Raw genomic sequence first — 19,763 nt, forward strand, 5'->3', positions numbered from 1 at the left:
GGTCCCGCCCGACCGGGGTGATCACTTGCGGGTGACGGCCGCGGTCAGCCGCTGTTCGAGGTCGGTGAGCGCGACCACCCCGTACATCCGTCCGTCCTCCTCGACGACCAGGTACTCGCCCGCCGGGGTGGCCCGGACGGCCCGCAGCAGGTCCTCCCCGGCCAGGTCGGCGGAGAGCCGCAGCCCGGGTTCCAGGTCGCGGGAGAGCGGGCCCACGGCGACCCAGGGGCGGCGGTGCTCGGGGACGGCGCGGACGGCGGACTCCCGGACGATGGCGATCGGCTCGCCCCGCCCGTCGACCACCACCACGGCGCCCGCCTGGGCCTCGCGGGCGCGCCGCATCGCCTCGCCGAGCGGGGTGTCCGCGGTGACCTCGACGGCCCGCCGGGCGAGGTCGCGCAGCCGCAGCCCGGGCAGCACCTCCTTGAGCCTGGCGTTGCGCAGCGCGCCGGAGGCGCCGTTCCAGATGATCGCGGCGAGCACCGCGGCGAGGACGGCGTCGACCAGGGTGTCGGTGCGGCTGCGGTCGAGCTCGCGGGCCGAGCTGACCAGCGGCAGGCCGATCAGCACGGCGATGGCGAGCACCCGCCCGGCCCAGGCGGCGGCGACGGTGCCGGCCATCGGCTTGCCGGTGACCGCCCAGACCACGGCGCGCAGCATCCGGCCGCCGTCCAGCGGCAGCCCCGGCAGCAGGTTGAAGGCGGCGACCACCAGGTTGGACACCATCAGGCCGGTGAGCAGCACGCCCGGCACCGTGGACAGCTCGACGGCCTGCAGCGCGAGGTAGAAGACCCCGCCGAGGACCAGCGAGAGCAGCGGGCCGACGAAGGCCAGCCAGAACTCCCGCCAGGGCCGCTCGGCCTCCTTCTCGATCTCCGAGACGCCGCCGAAGAACTGGAGCTGGATCCGGCGCACGCCGAGCTTGTAGCGGAGCGCGACCAGGGTGTGGGCGAGTTCGTGGATCAGCACCGAGCCGTAGAAGGCCACCGCGAAGGAGAACGCGACCAGGTAGCGCAGGCCGCCGAGCTCCGGCAGCACCCGGTCGAGCTGGCCGCCGAACACCCAGGTGATCAGCGCGGCGATGACGAACCAGGACGGGGTGACGTAGATCGGCACGCCGAAGGGGCGGCCCATCAGGATCCCGCCGCGGGGCTCCGGGTCCTCGGGCGGCGGGGGCCCTGGCCGGGTGCCGCCGCCGTGCGGTGGCTGGTCGGAGGTCTGCTGCCCCCTGCTGTCGCTCACCGGGTTCCCTTCCGTCCGTCTCCCCCGTCGCGCGCCGCGCGCCGGTGCGCCCACGCTACGTGATCGGGGCGGCCGGGCGGCGCGCGCCCCTGGCCTTCCCCCTGCCTTCATACCCATCGGCGGCGGCTTCTGGCAGCACCGTGGCAGCGGGATGACAGCCGGGGGCAATAGGGTCGGGGTATGCAGCAGACCGAGACCAGCAGCCCCGCCGCGGCCCCGGCGCGTCCGCCGGCGGCCCCGACCGGGCTGTCCCCGTCGCGCGCGGGTGACTTCCTCACCTGCCCGCTGTTGTACCGGCTGCGGGTGATCGACCGGCTGCCGGAGCCGCCGAGCCCGGCGGCGACCCGGGGCACGCTGGTGCACGCGGTGCTGGAGCGGCTGTTCGACAGCCCGGCGGCGGACCGCACGCCGGAGCGGGCGCTGGGCCTGCTGCGCCCGCAGTGGGAGCGGCTGCTGGGCGAGCGCCCGGAGCTGGCCGGGCTGTTCCCGGAGGACCCGGACGGCGCGGCGCTGACCCGCTGGCTGGCGGACGCGGAAAAGCTGGTCGGCCAGTGGTTCCGGCTGGAGGACCCGACCCGGCTGCACCCGGTGGAGCGGGAGCTCTACGTGGAGACGGCGCTGGAGTCCGGCCTGCTGCTGCGGGGGTACATCGACCGGGTGGACGTCGCGCCGACCGGTGAGGTCCGGCTGGTGGACTACAAGACCGGCCGGGCGCCCTCGCGGGACTTCGAGGGCAAGGCGATGTTCCAGATGAAGTTCTACGCGCTGGTGGTCTGGCGCTGGAAGGGCGTCATCCCCAAGCGGCTGCAGCTGGTCTACCTGGGCGGCGGCGGGGACGTGGTCTCCTACGACCCGGACGAGGCGGACCTGCTGGCGGTGGAGCGCAAGCTGCTGGCGCTGTGGGAGCGGATCGGCCACGCGGTGGCGACCGGCGACTTCCCGGCGACCCGCAACCGGCTCTGCGACTGGTGCGACCACCAGGCCAGCTGCCCGGAGTTCGGCGGCACTCCCCCGCCGTACCCGCTGCCGCTGGCGCGAAGGTCAGACGAGGGCGATCCCACGGGGGATCCGATGAGCAAGGAGTCCTAGGTGACGATCCGAGTGCTGCTGGTCGACGACCAGCCGCTGCTGCGCACCGGTTTCCGGATGATCCTGGAGGCCGAGTCCGACCTGGTGGTGGTCGGTGAGGCCGGCGACGGCCAGCAGGCGCTGGACCAGGTCCGGGCGCTGCAGCCCGACGTGGTGCTGATGGACATCCGGATGCCGCGGATGGACGGGGTCGAGGCGACCCGCCGGATCGCCGGCCCGGGCCGGGACGGCCCGGCCAAGGTGCTGGTGCTGACCACCTTCGACCTGGACGAGTACGTGGTGGAGGCGCTGCGCGCGGGCGCCAGCGGCTTCCTGCTGAAGGACGTGCCGGCCGAGGAGCTGGTGCAGGCGATCCGGGTGGTGGCGGACGGCGCGGCGATGCTGGCCCCGTCGATCACCCGGCGGCTGCTGGACATGTACGCCACCAAGCTGCCCTCGGGCGAGGAGGCGCCGCCGCAGGCGCTGAACGCGCTGACCGAGCGGGAGCTGGAGGTGCTGAAGCTGGTGGCGCGCGGGCTGTCGAACGCGGAGATCGCGGCCGAGCTGTTCGTCTCCGAGACGACGGTGAAGACCCACGTCGGCCACGTGCTGACCAAGCTGCAGCTGCGCGACCGGGTGCAGGCGGCGGTGTACGCGTACGAGAGCGGGCTGGTGCGCCCCGGCGCGCTGTAGTCCGCCCGCGGATACGACGGTGGCCCGTCCGCCCCCCACCGGGGGAACGGACGGGCCACCGTCGTACGCGCTACTTGCCGACCCGGCCGATCTCCCAGAAGCGGAAGAAGCCGGTGGTGTCGACGGTCGACTCGACGCCGGTGATGTTGGAGCGGGAGGCGTAGAACGACTTGTTCTGGAACAGCGGGACCAGCGGCGCGTTCTCCGCGACGATGCTCTGGATCTGGCCGTAGGTGGTGGTCGCGGCGGCCCGGTCGGCCTGCTTGAGGGTGTCCGGGACCAGCTTCTGGCTGATCCGCGCGTCGTCCCAGCCGTGGTGGTAGGAACCGCCCTCGACGATCAGCGGCGCGACGTAGTTGTCCGGGTCCGGGTAGTCCGCGAACCAGCCGATCGTGTACATCTGGTACTTGCCCTCGTTCCAGCCCTTCTTGAAGGCGTCCCAGTCGGGCTCCTGCTGGACCGTCACCTGGAACAGGCCGCCGGCCTCCAGCTGCTTCTTCAGGGTCTCGGACTCGGCGCCCTCGGCCCGCGAGCGGGACCAGGTGAGGCTGAGCTTGACCGGGGTGGCCACCTTGGCGGCGGTCAGGATCGCCTTGGCCTTGGCGGTGTCCTGGTCGCCGTAGCGGTCGAAGTAGGCGGTGTTGTGGCCGCTGACGCCGGCCGGGACCATCGAGTACAGCGGCTGGACGGTGCGCGCGAAGACGTCGCGGGCCAGCGACTTGCGGTCGATCAGCTGGGCGGCGGCCTGCCGCACGGCGACGTTGCCGAGCGTCGCGTCCTTGGTGTTGAACACCAGGTAGCGGGTGTCGTTGCTGTCGCCCTCGACCACCCGCAGGTCGGTCTTGCCGCCCTGCTGGTCGGAGAGGATCTGGGCGGCGGTGTTCGGCTCCAGGCTGTTGTCGGCGAGGTCGACCTCGCCGCTGTCCAGCGCGGACTTGAGGTCGGTCGACTTGTCGAAGTACCGCAGGGTGAACTTCTTGTTCCGCAGCTTGGCGTCGCCGGTGTACTTGTCGTTGGGCGACAGCACGACCTTGGCCGGGCCGCCCTTGGCGCCCGCCTCGACCGAGTCCATCTTGTACGGGCCGGAGCCGACCAGCTTGTCGTTGCCGAGCAGCTTGTCGGCCGGGAAGACCTCCTCGTCGACGATGGCGCCGGCCGGGCCGGCCAGCTTCGCCGGGAGGACGGCGTCGGGCTGGGAGAGGCGGAAGTACACCTCGGTGTCGCCCTTCGCCTCGACCGCCTTGATCGACGACAGCAGGCCGGCCGGGCCGTTCGGGTCGTTGATCTTCAGGCTGCGCTGGATCGAGAACACCACGTCGGAGGCGGTCAGCGCGTGCCCGTTGGAGAACTTCAGGCCGGACTTCAGCGTGCAGTGGTACGCGGTGACGTCGCCGGCCGCGAACTCGCAGGACTGGGCGGCGTCCGGGGAGGGGGCGCTGGAGGCGGCGGGGTAGCTGAGCAGCGACTGGAAGGTGTTGCGCAGCAGCAGCCAGGAGCCGGCGTCGTAGGCCCCGGCCGGGTCCAGGGTGTTGGTCACCGCGGTGGTGCCCATGGTGATCGCCTTGTCGCCGTCCCCCTTGACGGCGTCGGTCACCGAGCCGCAGCCGGCCACCGAAACGGCCACCAGTCCGGCGCAGCCGAGCGCGGCCAGTCGTTCTGCTGAAGTCTTCACGGGTCGCGTCCTTCTGGGTGCGGTCCGGCTGTGACCGCGGGCACGACGGGGATGCCCGTCAGCGGCGGTGCCTGGGCTCGGGGTGGAACGGGGTGCAACGAACTGGAGTAGCGTGCCATATCGAACAACGCCCCCCGATACCCGCACAGGTGACAGTTGGGACACGGGGGGACGACGCCGGACAGGGGCGTCCGACGAGTTGTCTGGCAATGCCCGTTTTCTCCCCGGGCACTCGCCGGGAGAGGCCGGTTCCGTCCGCTTACCGGTCGGTACTGCCGGTCCGCAATGAGACGACAATCACACTGACTGGATGCTTCGGCCCACCCTCGCAGGCCCACCCTCGCAGGCCCACCCCCGCGGGCCCACCCTGCGGGACCGCCCCCGCAGGGCTCACACCCGCGAGGCCACCAGCGAGCGCAGCAGCTCCAGGTCGACCCGCTCCAGCGAGTCCAGCACCAGCCGGCCCGGCGCCGGCTCGATCGGCGCCACCGAGGGCACCGCGATCACCGGGCAGCCGGCCGCCTCGGCCGCCCGCACCCCGGTCGGCGCGTCCTCCACCACCACGCAGCGGGCCGGGTCGGCGCCCAGCCGGCGGGCCGCCTCCAGGTACGGGTCCGGGTGCGGCTTGGTGCGCGGCACCTCGTCCCCGGCCACCGAGAAGGCGAAGTGCTCGGCGCCCAGCGAGCGCAGCACGATGTCGATGATGTGCCGGTGCGAGGCGGACACCAGCGCGGCCGGGACGCCGTGCGCGGCGAGCGTGTTGAGCAGCCGCTCGGCGCCCGGCATCAGCGGCACCCCGCCGCCCAGCAGGTCGACGAAGCGCTGGTTGATCAGCACGGTCAGGTCGGCCGGCGACAGGTCCACGCCGGTGCTGGCGAGCAGGTGGTCGATCACCCGGCTCATCGGGCCGCCGACCACCTGGGCGCGGTCCTCCGCGGTCAGCTCGTAGCCGAGCTCGGCGAACAGCGTGGCCTCGGCCTGCCACCAGAAGTCCTCGGTGTCGACCAGCGTCCCGTCCATGTCCAGCAGCACCGCCTGCAGGCCCTTGTCCTCGCCGCTGCCGAGGGTCCGGGTGGCGGTGGAGATGGTGGTCATGGCGGGATCCTTCCGTCCGTGCCCGGATCGGCCCCGGGGATGGCACAGGCCGGCCCGCTTTTGAGCGGACCGGCCCGTTCAGGATCATCAAGGATACGCCCCACCCGCCCGGAAAGGGCGAACGCTGCGCGACCCGTGAGTTACCGGGCGTTGAAGTACTTCGCCTCCGGGTGGTGGATCACGATCGCGTCGGTGGACTGCTCCGGGTGCAGCTGGAACTCCTCGGAGAGCACCACGCCGATCCGCTCCGGCTTCAGCAGCTCGGCGATCTTGGCGCGGTCCTCCAGCTCCGGGCAGGCCCCGTAGCCGAGCGAGAACCGGGCGCCGCGGTACTTGAGCGCGAACATGTCCTTGACGTCCTGCGGGTCCTCGTCGCCGAAGCCCAGCTCGAACCGGACCCGGGCGTGCCAGAACTCGGCCAGCGCCTCGGCCAGCTGCACCGACAGGCCGTGCAGCTCCAGGTAGTCGCGGTAGGAGTTGTTGGCGAACAGCTCGTTGGCCGCCTCGGAGATCCGGTTGCCCATGGTGACCACCTGGAGGCCGAGCACGTCCCGCACCCCGGACTCCTCCGGGCGGAAGAAGTCGGCCAGGCAGAGCCGGCGGCCGCGGCGCTGGCGCGGGAAGGTGAACCGGGTCCGCTCGGTGCCGTCCTCGTGGAAGACGATCAGGTCGTCGCCCTTGGAGTTGGCCGGGTAGAAGCCGTAGACCACGGCCGCCTCCAGCCAGCCCTCGGTCTGCAGCCGGTCCAGCCACATCCGCAGCCGCGGCCGGCCCTCGGTCTCCACCAGCTCCTCGTAGGACGGGCCCTCGCCGCTGCGCGCCGCCTTCAGACCCCACTGGCCCTTGAACAGCGCGTCCTCGTCCAGCCAGGAGGCGTAGTCGGCGAACGGCACGCCCTTGACGATCCGGTCGCCCCAGAACGGCGGCTCGGGCACCCGGTTGTCCACCGCCACGTCGGAGCGGATCTGGCCGAGGTTGACCTCCTCGACCTCCTCCACCTCCACCCGGGCGTGCCGGCGCTGCTTGAGCTCCGGCAGGGCGGCGCCGGGCACGCCGCGCTTGACCGCGATCAGCGCGTCCATCAGCCGCAGGCCCTCGAAGGCGTCCCGGGCGTAGCGGACCTCGCCCTCGTAGATCTCGTGCAGGTCCTGCTCGACGTAGGCGCGGGTCAGCGCGGCGCCGCCGAGGATCACCGGGTAGTCGGCCGCCAGCTTGCGCTGGTTCAGCTCCTCCAGGTTCTCCTTCATGATCACCGTGGACTTGACCAGCAGGCCGGACATCCCGATGACGTCCGCCCGGTGCTCCTGCGCGGCGTCCAGGATCGCCGAGACCGGCTGCTTGATGCCCAGGTTGACCACGGTGTAGCCGTTGTTGGACAGGATGATGTCGACCAGGTTCTTGCCGATGTCGTGGACGTCGCCCTTGACGGTGGCCAGCACGATGGTGCCCTTGCCCTCGTCGTCGGACTTCTCCATGTGCGGCTCCAGGTGGGCCACCGCGGTCTTCATCACCTCGGCGGACTGGAGCACGAACGGCAGCTGCATCTGGCCGGAGCCGAACAGCTCGCCGACCACCTTCATGCCGGCCAGCAGCGTGCTGTTGACGATGTCCAGCGCCGGGCGCTCCGTCAGCGCCTCGTCCAGGTCGGCCTCCAGGCCGTTGCGCTCGCCGTCGATGATCCGGCGCTGCAGCCGCTCCTCCAGCGGGAGCGCGGCCAGCTCCTCCGCCTTGGACGCCTTCACCGAGGCCGAGGAGACGCCCTCGAACAGCTGGAGCAGCTTCTGCAGCGGGTCATAGCCGTCCCGGCGGCGGTCGTAGACCAGGTCGAGCGCGACCTCGCGCTGCTCCTCGGGGATCCGGGCGATCGGCAGGATCTTCGAGGCGTGCACGATCGCCGAGTCCAGGCCGGCCTCCACGCACTCGTGCAGGAAGACCGAGTTGATCACCATGCGGGCGGCCGGGCTGAGGCCGAAGGAGATGTTCGACAGGCCCAGCGTGGTCTGCACCGCCGGGTGGCGGCGCTTCAGCTCGCGGATCGCCTCGATCGTCTCGATGCCGTCCCGGCGGGACTCCTCCTGGCCGGTGCCCAGGGTGAAGGCCAGGCAGTCGACCAGGATCGAGCCCTCGTCGATGCCGTAGTCGGTGGTGAGCTGCGCGATCAGCCGCTCGGCGATCGCGACCTTGGTCTCGGCGGTGCGGGCCTGGCCCTCCTCGTCGATGGTCAGCGCGATCAGACCGGCGCCGTGCTCGCGGGCCAGCGCGGCGATCCGGCCGAACCGGGAGTCCGGGGCGTCGCCGTCCTCGTAGTTGACCGAGTTCAGCACCGCGCGGCCGCCCAGCGCCTCCAGACCGGCCCGCAGCACCTCCGGCTCGGTGGAGTCCAGCACGATCGGCAGCGTGGAGGCGGTCGCCAGCCGGCCGGCGATCTCCTTCATGTCGGCCACGCCGTCCCGGCCGACGTAGTCCACGCACAGGTCCAGCATGTGCGAGCCGTCCCGGATCTGGTCGCGGGCGATCTCCACGCAGGCCTGCCAGTCGCCGGCCAGCATCGACTCGCGGAACTTCTTCGAGCCGTTGGCGTTGGTGCGCTCGCCGATCGCCAGGTACGAGGTGTCCTGACGGAACGGCACCGCCTGGTACAGCGAGGCCGCCGAGGGCTCCGGGCGCGGGTCGCGGCCGACCACCGGGCGGCCCTGCACCCGCTCCACCACCTGGCGCAGGTGCTCGGGCGTCGTCCCGCAGCAGCCGCCGACCAGCGACAGCCCGTACTCGCGGGTGAAGACGTCGTGCGCGTCGGCCAGCTCGGCCGGGCTCAGCGGGTAGTGCGCGCCGTCCTTGCCGAGGACCGGCAGACCGGCGTTCGGCATGCAGGACAGGCCGATCCGCGCGTTCTTGGCCAGGTAGCGCAGGTGCTCGCTCATCTCGGCCGGGCCGGTCGCGCAGTTCAGGCCGATGTAGTCGACGCCCAGCGGCTCCAGCGCGGTCAGCGCGGCGCCGATCTCCGAGCCCAGCAGCATGGTGCCGGTGGTCTCCACCGTCACCTGCACCAGCACCGGCAGGTCCAGGCCCGCCTCGGCGAGCGCCTGCTTCGAGCCCAGGATGGCGGCCTTGGTCTGCAGCAGGTCCTGGCTGGTCTCCACCAGCAGGGCGTCCGCGCCACCGGCGATCAGACCGGCCGCGTTCTGCCGGAAGCCGTCCCGCAGCACCTCGTACGGGGCGTGACCCAGGGTCGGCAGCTTGGTGCCGGGGCCGATCGAGCCGAGCACCCAGCGGGTCCGGCCGTCGGCGGCGGCGTGCGTGTCGGCGGCCTCGCGGGCCAGCCGGGCGCCGGCCTCGGAGAGCTCGACGATCCGCTCGGGGATGTCGTACTCGCCGAGCGCCGAGAAGTTGGCGCCGAAGGTGTTGGTCTCCACGCAGTCCACGCCCACCGCGAAGTACGCGTCGTGGACGGAGCGGACGATGTCGGGCCGGGTCACGTTGAGGACCTCGTTGCAGCCCTCCAGGTTCTGGAAGTCCTCCAGCGTCGGGTCCTGCGCCTGGAGCATCGTGCCCATCGCCCCGTCGGCCACCACCACCCGGGTGGCCAATGCCTCACGCAGCGCGTTCGCGCGGCTCTGCTGGGTGACGGACGGGTTGGCTGCAGTGGCCATGGGGCTTCTCCCTGGGTGCGACGGCTGTCGGCTTTGCGACCCCGCTTGATCGGGGGCGCACGTGGCCAGGGTATCCGGACCCCGGCGTCCCGGGGTGACGCATTTCGTATCCTGAGCGTTCGGCCAAGACGGGGGAGCGATCGCATGGGCGGATTCCGGACACTCGCACGACGGTCGGGAGCCGCTCCGGCGGCCCTGGCCCGGGCGCTGCGGGCGCGCTGGCGCGGCTGGTCGCGGTGGCGCAGGGCGCTGGCCGTGGCGCTGACGGCGCTCACCGTCCTGGTCGTCCCGCTCGGCTCCGCGGCGCTCGCGCTGCGCCTCCAGTACGTCGGCGACCCCTCCCCCGAGGCCCGCACCCGCGGCCGCGACGCGGTCTGGCTCGGCCACGCCTGGGTGGACGGCCGGAAGGGTGACGCCGACCTCGCCGCACTGGCGCAGCGGCTCGCCGGCACCGGCGTCCGCGACCTGTACGTGCACACCGGCCCGCTGGAGCACGACGGCTCGCTGCCGCCCGCCGTCCACCCGCGCGCCCGCTGGTTCACCGAGGCCGCCCACCGGGCGCTGCCCGGGATCCGGGTGCAGAGCTGGCTCGGCGACGAGGTCAAGCCGGAGAAGGACGCCCTCGACCTGGAGGACGCCGCCACCCGCGACCGGGTCACCGCCTCCGCCCGCCAGGTCCTCGACCTGGGCTTCGACGGGGTGCACTTCGACATGGAGCCGATCCGGCCCGGCTCCGCGGGCTGGCTCGCGCTGCTCGACCAGGTCCGCCCGGTCACCGCCGGGCGCGGCACCACGCTCTCGGTCGCCGCCCCGCAGATCGACCCGCTGCCGTACCAGCACAACCTCGGCATCGCGCTCACCGACCACGGCAAGTGGTGGGACCAGGCGTACTTCGCCGAGACCGCCCGCCGGGTCGACCAGATCGCGATGATGGTCTACGACTCCAGCATGCCGACCGAGGCGTTCTACGGCGGCTACAACGCCTACCAGACCGAACTCGCCCTGGAGGCCACCCCGGAGGACGTCGACCTGCTGATGGGCCTGCCGTTCTACTGGGAGGACAAGTGGGGCCACTGGGGCGACGCGGAGACGGTCACCGCCGGGATCCGGGGCATCCGGCTCGGCCTCGGCCGGTACGACCTCCAGCGCCGCAACTTCGGCGTCGGCCTGTACGTGGACTTCGCCGCCACCGAGCAGAACTGGGCCGACTACCGGCGCGACTGGGTGCGGTAACCAGCTAGCTAGGCCGCCATCCGGTGGGCGAGCGCGCCCAGGTACTTGTGGATGGTGGCGCCCTCCCCCGTCACGTAGTGCGAGACGGCCCGGTAGAACGGCGGGTACACCTCGCCGCGCTCGGTGACGGTCAGCGTGCAGCCGCCGCCGGCCGGGGTCAGCACGTACGTCCAGGTGCCGCCGTAGGGGAGGTCCGGGTCGGCGATGCCGGTCACCAGGCGGTGCGGGGCCTCGCTCTCCACCACCTCGTAGGTGGTGTGGCCGTGCCGGTCGTACTCGCGCCAGCGCACGCCGCCGACGGCGTTCGCGGGCAGCCGCTCGACGTGCGAGAGCTCCGGGCGCCAGGCCGGGAACAGGTCGACGTCGGTCAGCACCTCCCAGACCGCGCCCGGCGGCTGGGCCAGCTCCAGCCCGCCCTCGCTGACGTGCTCCACCGGCAGCCGCCGTCCCGCGGCCAGCGCCGCCACCGCCACTCCGGCCCCGACGCCCACCACGGCCCCGACGCCCACCCACACCCAACCGTTCATCCCGCCGGCTCCTCTGCACCCGGCCCCCGCCCCCATCATCCCCCCACCCCACCCCCACCCGCCCCTCCTCACCCCCCGGCTCCCGGCCCATCGCAGGCGCGGCACGGCCGCCCCCGCCCGACCACCCACACCGCGCCCACGCCCGGGCCGAGCCCGGGCGTGGGCGTGGGCGGAGCCGGAGGTGGGAGGGGGTGGCGGGTGGGAGGGGGGATAACCGGTGGATCCGGGGCGGCGGGTCGCCCAGACTGTCCCGGTGGCCCGGTGGCCCGGCGGAACGGGGCTTCAAAGCCCGTAGGCTGGGCAGGTAGGGACCATGGAGCGAGGCGTTCCATGGGTGACGAGAGGTTCGACCGTCGGCATCCGGCCGGCCGGGTGGGGCGGCGGCGGCCGACCGGAGGGAGACGCTGGGTGATCGAGCTGGAAGATGTTCCCGAGTTGATCGACCCGGTGATGGTCTGCGCTTTCGAGGGGTGGAACGACGCGGGCGACGCCGCATCGGCGGCTCTGGCCCATCTGGACGAGACCTGGGGCGGCAAGGTGTTCGCCGCCCTCGACGCGGAGGAGTACTACGACTTCCAGGTCAACCGGCCCACGGTCTGGCTGGACGGCGGTGTGCGCCGGATCACCTGGCCGACCACCCGGCTCTCCGTGATCCGGGTCACCGAGCCGAAGACCCGGGACGTCGTGCTGGTCCGCGGCATCGAGCCCAGCATGCGCTGGCGCTCGTTCTGCAACGAGCTGCTCGCCTTCGCGCACGAGCTGGGCGTCGAGCTGGTGGTGATCCTGGGCGCGCTGCTCGGCGACACCCCGCACAGCCGCCCGGTGCCGGTCAGCGGCGTCACCTCGGACCCGGAGCTGGCCCGTCGGCTGGACCTGGAGGAGAGCCGGTACGAGGGCCCGACCGGGATCGTCGGGGTGCTGCAGGAGGCGTGCACGCACGCCGGGGTGCCGGCCGTGACGCTGTGGGCGGCGGTGCCGCACTACGTCGCGCAGCCGCCGAACCCGAAGGCCACGCTGGCGCTGATCAACAAGCTGGAGGACCTGCTGGACCTGCGCATCCCGCCGGGCGACCTCGGCGAGGACGCCCGGGCCTGGCAGCTGGGCGTGGACCAGCTGGCGGCCGAGGACAGCGAGGTGGCCGAGTACGTCCAGCAGCTGGAGGAGGCGCAGGACACCGCCGACCTGCCGGAGGCCTCCGGCGACGCGATCGCCCGCGAGTTCGAGCGGTACCTGCGGCGCCGGGAGAACGTCGGGCCGACCGGTGAGAAGCCGGTCGCCGGGCACGCCACCGCGGAGCGCCCGAGCGAGCCGGAGACGCCCGGACCGGGCGCCCGGGAGGGCGGCCAGGACGGCGCCGAGGAGGACTGAGGCGGAAAGCCGAAGGAAGGGGCGTCAGGACCGTGGTCCTGACGCCCCTTCCGCGTTCGTGCGTCCGCTACCGCGTCACTACAGCGCGACGCCGAGCAGCGCGTCCACGGTGCGGGTGACCAGGCCGGGCGCGCCGATGTCGGTGCCACCCTCGGCCTGCTGCGCGGCGGCCCAGCGGTCCACCGCGGCCAGCGCGGCGGGCGCGTCCAGGTCGTCGGCGAGCGCCGCGCGCACCTCGGCGAGGACCTGCTCGGCGGCCGGGCCGTCCGGACGGGAGACGGCGGCGCGCCAGCGGGCGAGCCGCTCGACGGCCTCGTCCAGGGTGGCCTTGGTCCACTCCCAGTCCTCGCGGTAGTGGTGCGAGAGCAGGGCGAGCCGGATCGCGGCCGGGTCGACGCCCTCGCGGCGCAGCGCCGAGACGAAGACCAGGTTGCCGCGGGACTTGGACATCTTGTGCCCGTCCAGGCCGACCATGCCGGCGTGCACGTACGCCTTGGCGTACGGGTGGGTGTCGGTGGCGACCTGGGCGTGCGCGGCGCCCATCTCGTGGTGCGGGAAGGAGAGGTCGCTGCCGCCGCCCTGGATGTCGAAGGACATCCCGAGGTACTGGAGGGCGATGGCGACGCACTCGATGTGCCAGCCGGGGCGGCCGTGGCCGAGCTCGGTGTCCCAGGCGGGCTCGCCGGGCCGGGCGGCCAGCCAGAGCAGCGCGTCCAGCGGGTGGCGCTTGCCCGGGCGGTCCGGGTCGCCGCCGCGCTCGGCGAAGACCGGGTGCATGGCCTCGCGGCTGAGGCCGGAGACCTCGCCGAAGTGCGGGTCGGCCTCGACGGAGAAGTAGATGTCGCCGTCCAGCTCGTAGGCGGCCCCGCTCGCCAGCAGCCTCTGGACCAGCGGGACGATCCACGGGATCGACTCGACGGCGCCGATGTAGTGGGCCGGCGGGATCAGCCGCAGGGCGGTCATGTCCTCGCGGAAGAGCGCGGTCTCGCGCTCGGCGAGGGCGACCCAGTCCTGGCCGGTCTCGACGGCGCGCTGCAGCAGCGGGTCGTCGACGTCGGTGACGTTCTGCACGTACAGGACGTCGTGGCCGGCGTCCCGCCAGACGCGCTGCACCAGGTCGAACGCGTTGTAGGTGGCGGCGTGCCCCATGTGGGTCGCGTCGTAGGGGGTGATGCCGCAGACGTAGATCCGGGCGGTGCCGTCCTGCGGCACGACCTCCCGGATGCCTCCCGTCGCGGTGTCGTGGATTCGAAGGGGGAGCCCCTGACCAGGCAGGGCGGGAACCTCGGAGGCGGGCCAGGCATGCATGGGAATGACTTTAACCGTGCGAACATTTGAAAGCCTAACCAGTCGGCAAGATCGACTGGATTCACTTGCTTTCGTTGCCTGAGCGGTTCCGGACTGATAATGACCGGCGCTTGACCGGCCTGCGCGTCCCTCCCACGCGCAGGCCGGGGCGGACCGCCCGGTCGGCCCTGCCGCCGACCGGGCGCCCGCGACCCTCCGAGGAGGCAGCCGGAGCCGCTACAACCGCCGCCAGAGGGCCGGCACGTTCGGCGGCTCCCACCCGGGGATGGCGGTGTGCCCCTGGAGGCACTGGTAGGAGGCGCCGCCGTAGGTGACGCGGTCGCCCGCGTTGTAGAAGGTGCCCGGGGTCCAGGTGCCGCCCGGCGGGGTGGTCTGGGTCGTGGTGGGCGTCGGGGTCGGGCTGGTGGGGGTGGACGTCGGGGTCGGGGTCTGCGGCACGTTGAGGACGAAGTCGTACGTCCCCTCCTTGGCCGAGCCGACCTGGCGGACGTTCATCAGCAGCCGGGCGTCGTAGATGGTGTCGGTGCTGTTGCGGGGCTCGTTCGGGAAGTAGAGCTGGGTGGTGAGCACCGGCCGGCCGGGCGCCTGGAGCTTGACGTGGATGTGCCGGGTGCGGCCCGGGTAGAGGCCGGGCACGATCGTGGTGAGGCTGAACGCGCCCTGGGCGTTGGTGAACTGGTGGCCGCGGAAGGAGAAGCCGGTGTTGTCGTAGGCGCCGTTCACGTCGGCCTGCCAGAAGTCCAGCAGGACGTTGGCGATGGGCAGGCAGGCGCGGCCGAAGACGTAGCCGCTGACGGTGAGCCGGGTGCCCGGGGTGCTGTCGGTGATCAGCGAGGTGCGCAGCGGGGAGTTGGGCTTGAAGTAGGGGCCCTCGGTCTGCTCGATGGTCGGGGCGTCCCCGTCGTGGCAGGCCGGGGTGAACTCGGGCATCTCGCCGGTGCCGACCCGGTCGCGGGCCAGCGCGACGCCGCCGCCGACCAGCAGCGGTGCGGTGCCGAGCACGGCGGCGGCCCGGAGGACGGTCTTGCGGCTGATCCGGCGGTCGATCGGACCGTCCGTCCCGTTGACGGGCTCTTCGGACGCGCTCATGCGCCGACTCCTTCGTGTGGGGGCGTGGTACCGGAAGTGGCGTGGTACCGGAAGTGGGGGGCGGCCGGCCCTTGCCATGGTGGGGGCATGACAAGGACCGGGCCGGTGGCCGCCCGCTCGCGCCGGGCGGTCACCGGTGGCCAGCAGTCAAACTACGGGCCGTCCGGAGCCGCCGCGATGGACGTGATCCGGGGATCGTGGTGATTTCCTCCGACCCCGGCCCGGAACTCCCCCGGCGTCATCCCGGTCTCCCGGCGGAAGAACCGGCAGAAGTACGCCGGATCGCCGAAGCCCGCCTCCCGCGAGACCTGGCGGACCGTCAACTCGGTGCAGGCCAGCAGCCGTTTCGCCTCCAGGGTCTGCTGCTGGCGGATCAGCCGGCCCGGCGTACGGCCGGTCGCCTGCTTGACCAGGGCCTGCAAGTGCCCCGGGGAGACGCCCAGCTCGTGCGCGCAGGAGGCGACCGAGCGCTGCACCCCGCCCGGGGTGGCGATCAGCCGGGTGAACGCGGCGGCCAGGTCGCCGCCGCGGCCGGGCGCCGCCCCCGGGCCGCCGGGGGAACCTGCCCGCTGCGCGCGGACCACCAGGATGTGCAGGCTGGCCCGCAGCACGCCCTGGTAGCCGACCGGGCGGGCCTGGAACTCGGCCTCCATGTCCGCCAGCAGGGCGCCGATCGGCCCGGCCTGCTCGCCCAGCCCGACCGGCGGGCGGGTGGCGAGGGCGCGCAGCGCGGCGAGGTCCTGCGGGTGGGCCAGCAGGAAGTCCTCGTTGAACAGGACGACCTGGCCGGTGAGGTCGTCCGCGTCCACCCAGTAGTGCACCTGGCCGGGCGCGATCACGCACAACTGCGGGGGCTCCAGCGGGCGCTGCACCAGGTCCTGGACGTGGGAGCCGCGGCCGCCGGTGACGTAGACGATCTCGAAGAAGGAGTGCCGGTGGGGGAAGCCCGCGCGGGAGAGCGGGCCGATGGTGTCGAAGCTGCCGATCGCGAAGGGAAGCAGATGGGGCAGCGGGACCTGGAGGCGGTGCAACGGCAGGTCCAGGTGGGGGGTGGTCCATCGCTCGTCCATCGTCGCAGTGTGCGGCCGGTGCCGGGCACCGGTCCAGACCACTGGCCGCGGCTGCGGCGGGCGGGCGACCGTCAGATCGGCGGCCAGGGGATGGACGGCCACTCCTCGGTGGGCAGCGGGTGCGTCCCGGTGGCGAGCAGGGCGGCCACCCGGGCCCGGGTGGCGTCCAGTTCGGCCGCGGTCAGGTGCGGCGCCAGCCGCTCCCCCAGCGCGCCGTCCAGCTGCCCGGCCAGCCCGGTCAGCACCGCCGTCGCCTCGGCCGGCAGCGGCTGCCCGGCCCAGCCCCAGAGCAGGGTGCGCAGCTTGCCCTCGGTGTTGAAGGTGACGCCGTGGTCGATGCCGTAGACCCGGCCGTCGGCGGCCGGGATCAGGTGGCCGCCCTTGCGGTCGGCGTTGTTGAGGACGGCGTCCAGCACCGCGAGCCGGCGCAGCCGGACGTCGTCGGGGTGGACCAGCAGCGCGGTGCGCCCGTCGCCGACCTCGGCCCGGACGATCGGCAGCCAGCCGTCCTCGGGGCCGCGCGGGTCCTGGAGCGCGAGCAGCGGGGCGGCGTCCGGGTCCGGCTCCACCCAGAGCTGGACCATGCCCGGCCCGTGCGGGCCGTCGCGCAGCACGGTGGGCGGGATCAGGTCCCAGCCGGTGGCGGCGGACAGCTCGTACGCGGCGACCTCGCGGCCGGCCAGGGTGCCGTCCGGGAAGTCCCAGAGCGGGCGCTCGCCGGCCACCGGCTTGTAGACGGCCTGGGCGCTCGGGGCGCCGGGGGCCGCCGGGGTGACGGTGCAGTAGAGGGCGGCGTTGGAGGCGTCGGTGAGCCGGCCGTGGACGGTGAGCGCGCCCTCGCGCAGCAGGCGCAGGGCGGCGGGCACGTCGGCGGCGAGCGCGGCGGCCGCGGCCGGGTCGGCGCGCGGCGGCTCCCCCGGGTCCGCGGCGTCCGCCCGGTCTTCCGGGTCCGCCGGGCGCGCGGCTCCGGTGTTCAGCGCCGGTACCCGTTCGCGCGCGGGCACAGGTGGCCCTCCGGATCGAGCGGGAGGTTGCAGAACGGGCAGGGCTTGCGGCCGGCCGCGACCAGGTCCAGCGCCCGCTTGGCGAACACCCGGGCCATCGCGCCGGAGAGCCGCACGCGCAGCATGTCCGGGCCGTTCTCGTCGTCCTCGAAGACGGCGGCGCCCTCCTCCTCGCCCTCTTCCTCCTCGACCAGCGCCTGCGCCTCGACCACCAGGCAGCTGTCCACGCTGTCCCAGGCGAGCGCCATCGTGCCGACCCGGAACTCCTGTTCCAGCGGCAGGTCCAGCGGCGCGGTGTCCAGCAGGTCCTGCGGGGCGGCGGCCGGGATCGACGCCGACCCGGCGCTGCGGCGCAGCGCCTCGTCGAGGACCTCCTCGATCCGCTCGGCGAGCGCGGCGACCTGGGTCTTCTCCAGCAGCACGCTGGTGATCCGCCCCCGGGCGCTGGCCTGCAGGTAGAACGCCCGGGCGCCGGGCTGGCCGACGGTACCGGCCACGAACCGTTCGGGCTGGTCGTAGAAGAAGACCTGACGGGGCACGCTCTCGCTCCGGATCGATCGATCGTCGTAGGTGTCGTTCGGGCTGTGGGGGGCTGGGTGGTTCCGGGGTCCGGCCGGGGCGCGGGGCCCCTTGGTCACCCTACGACCTCCCGGGCCGGGCCGGAGAGCCGAGCCCCGGGGGCGGCTCGGACCGGCGGCTCGGACCGGCGGGTCAAGCCGGCGGCTCAGGCTGCCGGCTCAGGCCGTGCCGGTGGAACCGCCGACCACCGCGTCGCCGTCCCCGTCCCGACCGCCATGGGGACCGGCGGGGCCGTGGGGACCGGCTGGCTTCGGGGCGAGCGAGGCGAGGTCGCCGGTGTCGCCCATCCTCAGCACGAACGGCCGGCGCGCCGTGTAGCGGATCGCGGTGACCGAGCAGGGGTCGACGTTGATCCGCTGGAAGTGGTCCAGGTGCAGGCCGAGCGCGTCGGCCACCACCGCCTTGATCACGTCGCCGTGCGAGCAGGCGACCCAGACCGCGTCCTCGCCGTGCTCGGCGGCGACCTTCTCGTTCCACTCGCGGACCGCGGTGACCGTGCGGTGGCTCAGCTCGCGCAGCGACTCGCCGCCGGGGAAGGCGGCCGCCGCCGCGTGGTCCTGGACGGTGCGCCAGAGCGGCTCCTTCGCCAGCTCGGCCAGCGGCCGGCCGGTCCAGTCGCCGTAGTGGCACTCGCCGAGCCGCTCGTCCAGCGCGGGCTCGCCCGCCGCCGAACCGCCCCGCTCGGGGCCGGCCAGGCCGGGCCGGGCGGCCAGCAGCGGCGCCAGGGTCTGCCGGCAGCGCTCCAGCGGGCTGCTGACCGCCTGGACCAGCGGGATCCCGGCGAGCCGGTCGGCGAGCGCGGCGGCCTGCGCGCGCCCGGTGTCGTCGAGGTCCACTCCGGGCGTCCAACCGGCCAGGATCCCGGCGGTGTTCGCGGTGGAGCGGCCGTGGCGGACGAGCAGCAGGGTGGGCATGGGGCCTACCCTACGGCCTCCCGCGCCGGGGCGGGCCCGGTCGGGGATCTTGGTCGCGGTCCCGTTCGGGTCCCGGATCGGGATGCGGATCGGGGTGCGGAGCGGGTTGCGGAGCGGGGTGCAGGTCGGGTTGCGGAGCGGGGTCCGGGTCGACGGCGCGGCCGGAACCGTCGCGGTGCGAACCGCCGTCGCGGTGGATGTTGCGGGTGCCCGGCAGGGGTCAGAATGTCCCGCATGATCGTCCATTGCGCCATCTACCGCGACGGCCGCCCGGTCGCGACGCCCGCGGATCCCGCCGGCAGCCTCGCCGCCGCGCGGAAGGCGGGCCGGGGCGGCTTCGTCTGGATAGGCCTGTTCGAGCCCACGGCCGAGGAACTCGACCAGGTCAGCGCCGAGTTCGGCCTGCACCCGCTGGCCGTCGAGGACGCCGTCAGCGCCCACCAGCGCCCCAAGGTGGAGGCGTACCAGGGCTCGCTGTTCGTCGCGCTCAAGACGCTCGGCTACCACCCCGGCGGCCACGCCGTGACCAGCGGCGAGGTGATGCTCTTCGTCGGCGAGGACTTCGTGATGACCGTCCGGCACGGCGCCGACAGCCCGCTCGGCGAGCTGCGCTCCGAGCTGGAGCGCCGGCCCGAGGTGCTCAGGTACGGCCCGAGTGCCGTCCTGCACTCGGTCTGCGACATGGTGGTGGACGGGTACGTGGACGTGGCCGTCGGGCTCCAGGCGGACCTCGACGAGCTGGAGGCCGACGTGTTCGCCCCCGGCCGGGTGGGCCGCGACATCGCGAGCCGGATCTACGGCTACAAGCGCCAGCTGGTGACCGTCCGCCGCGCCACCGGCCCGCTGGTCGACCCGATGCTGCGGCTGGAGCGCGGCGGCGTCCCGTTCGTCCGTGCGGAGGCACTGCCCTACCTGCGGGACGTCGCCGACCACCTGGCCCGGACCAACGACCAGGTGGAGGGCATGGACCGGCTGCTCTCCGACATCCTGGCGGCCAACCTGGCGCAGGTCAGCGTCCAGCAGAACAACGACATGCGGAAGATCTCGGCCTGGGCGGCGCTGGCCGCGGTGCCGACGATGATCGCCGGTGTCTACGGCATGAACTTCGACGACATGCCCGAACTGCGCCAGCCCTGGGGCTACCCGGCGGCGGTCGCGGTGATGGTGGTGGTCTGCGTGCTGCTGCACCGGGTGTTCAAGCGGCACGACTGGCTCTGACGGGCCGCCGCGCACCGGCGTCGAGGCGCACCG

The 19,763-nt window shown here is 73.5% G+C and carries 16 protein-coding genes; 5 read left to right on the forward strand and 11 right to left on the reverse strand.

All coding sequences use genetic code 11. The features are described from left to right. Positions 1-21: 21 nt before the first annotated feature. Positions 22-1,242 carry a site-2 protease family protein gene (locus AB0N76_RS15510; RefSeq protein WP_363557225.1) on the reverse strand — a complete coding sequence of 407 codons (1,221 nt, stop codon included), beginning with the start codon at positions 1,240-1,242 and terminating at the stop codon, positions 22-24. A 180-nt stretch (positions 1,243-1,422) separates the two neighbouring features. On the opposite strand from AB0N76_RS15510, the gene AB0N76_RS15515 reads away from it, so the two are divergent. Together AB0N76_RS15515 and AB0N76_RS15520 are read left to right on the forward strand one after the other, a co-directional pair. Continuing rightward, on the forward strand, positions 1,423-2,331 hold the full coding sequence (locus tag AB0N76_RS15515) for a RecB family exonuclease (protein ID WP_363557227.1): 909 nt from the start codon (positions 1,423-1,425) through the stop codon (positions 2,329-2,331). Beyond that, a complete protein-coding gene (locus AB0N76_RS15520; protein ID WP_030299918.1) occupies positions 2,332-3,003 on the forward strand; it encodes a response regulator transcription factor in 672 nt (223 codons plus the stop codon). 70 nt (positions 3,004-3,073) lie between these two features. Here AB0N76_RS15520 and AB0N76_RS15525 read toward each other — a convergent pair whose 3' ends face one another. The 3 genes from AB0N76_RS15525 to metH all read right to left on the reverse strand — a co-directional run bounded on the left by AB0N76_RS15525 (position 3,074) and on the right by metH (position 9,420). Further along, positions 3,074-4,675, reverse strand: coding sequence for an ABC transporter substrate-binding protein (locus tag AB0N76_RS15525; RefSeq protein WP_363557229.1), 1,602 nt, complete (start codon positions 4,673-4,675; stop codon positions 3,074-3,076). A gap of 390 nt (positions 4,676-5,065) precedes the next feature. Beyond that, entirely contained in the window at positions 5,066-5,770 is a 705-nt protein-coding gene (locus tag AB0N76_RS15530; protein ID WP_363557231.1) for an HAD family phosphatase, read from the reverse strand. Positions 5,771-5,910: 140 nt separating this feature from the next. Then, entirely contained in the window at positions 5,911-9,420 is a 3,510-nt protein-coding gene (gene metH / locus AB0N76_RS15535) for a methionine synthase (protein WP_363557233.1), read from the reverse strand. 144 nt (positions 9,421-9,564) lie between these two features. Here metH and AB0N76_RS15540 point away from each other — a divergent pair, with 144 nt between their 5' ends. Next, on the forward strand, positions 9,565-10,653 hold the full coding sequence (locus tag AB0N76_RS15540) for a hypothetical protein (protein ID WP_363557235.1): 1,089 nt from the start codon (positions 9,565-9,567) through the stop codon (positions 10,651-10,653). An 8-nt stretch (positions 10,654-10,661) separates the two neighbouring features. Here the strand turns inward: AB0N76_RS15540 and AB0N76_RS15545 are convergent, their stop codons facing one another. Beyond that, positions 10,662-11,180, reverse strand: a complete 519-nt coding sequence (locus tag AB0N76_RS15545) for an SRPBCC family protein (protein WP_363557237.1) — start codon at positions 11,178-11,180, stop codon at positions 10,662-10,664. Positions 11,181-11,588: 408 nt separating this feature from the next. Between AB0N76_RS15545 and AB0N76_RS15550 the strand changes: the two genes are divergently transcribed. Next, positions 11,589-12,548, forward strand: a complete 960-nt coding sequence (locus AB0N76_RS15550) for a PAC2 family protein (RefSeq protein WP_363557239.1) — start codon at positions 11,589-11,591, stop codon at positions 12,546-12,548. Between the two features lie 78 nt (positions 12,549-12,626). Here AB0N76_RS15550 and mshC read toward each other — a convergent pair whose 3' ends face one another. From mshC to AB0N76_RS15580, 6 genes are all read right to left on the reverse strand, one after another. Then, positions 12,627-13,856, reverse strand: a complete 1,230-nt coding sequence (gene mshC, locus AB0N76_RS15555; RefSeq protein ID WP_363557241.1) for a cysteine--1-D-myo-inosityl 2-amino-2-deoxy-alpha-D-glucopyranoside ligase — start codon at positions 13,854-13,856, stop codon at positions 12,627-12,629. Between the two features lie 216 nt (positions 13,857-14,072). Next, positions 14,073-14,945, reverse strand: a complete 873-nt coding sequence (locus AB0N76_RS15560) for a carbohydrate-binding protein (protein WP_363557243.1) — start codon at positions 14,943-14,945, stop codon at positions 14,073-14,075. 152 nt (positions 14,946-15,097) lie between these two features. Then, complete coding sequence (locus AB0N76_RS15565; protein ID WP_363557245.1) at positions 15,098-16,015, reverse strand: AraC family transcriptional regulator; 918 nt, start codon at positions 16,013-16,015, stop codon at positions 15,098-15,100. 71 nt (positions 16,016-16,086) lie between these two features. After that, the gene (locus tag AB0N76_RS15570) at positions 16,087-16,881 is read right to left on the reverse strand and encodes an SCO1664 family protein (RefSeq protein WP_363557279.1); all 795 of its coding nucleotides are present in this window, start codon (positions 16,879-16,881) and stop codon (positions 16,087-16,089) included. 107 nt (positions 16,882-16,988) lie between these two features. Continuing rightward, entirely contained in the window at positions 16,989-17,558 is a 570-nt protein-coding gene (locus AB0N76_RS15575; protein ID WP_363557247.1) for a DUF3090 domain-containing protein, read from the reverse strand. Between the two features lie 198 nt (positions 17,559-17,756). Then, positions 17,757-18,512 carry a histidine phosphatase family protein gene (locus tag AB0N76_RS15580; RefSeq protein ID WP_363557249.1) on the reverse strand — a complete coding sequence of 252 codons (756 nt, stop codon included), beginning with the start codon at positions 18,510-18,512 and terminating at the stop codon, positions 17,757-17,759. 225 nt (positions 18,513-18,737) lie between these two features. Between AB0N76_RS15580 and AB0N76_RS15585 the strand changes: the two genes are divergently transcribed. Beyond that, on the forward strand, positions 18,738-19,730 hold the full coding sequence (locus tag AB0N76_RS15585; RefSeq protein ID WP_363557251.1) for a magnesium and cobalt transport protein CorA: 993 nt from the start codon (positions 18,738-18,740) through the stop codon (positions 19,728-19,730). Positions 19,731-19,763 lie beyond the last annotated feature (33 nt).

It is taken from the genome of Kitasatospora sp. NPDC093806 (assembly GCF_040683335.1).
GTDB lineage: Bacteria > Actinomycetota > Actinomycetes > Streptomycetales > Streptomycetaceae > Kitasatospora.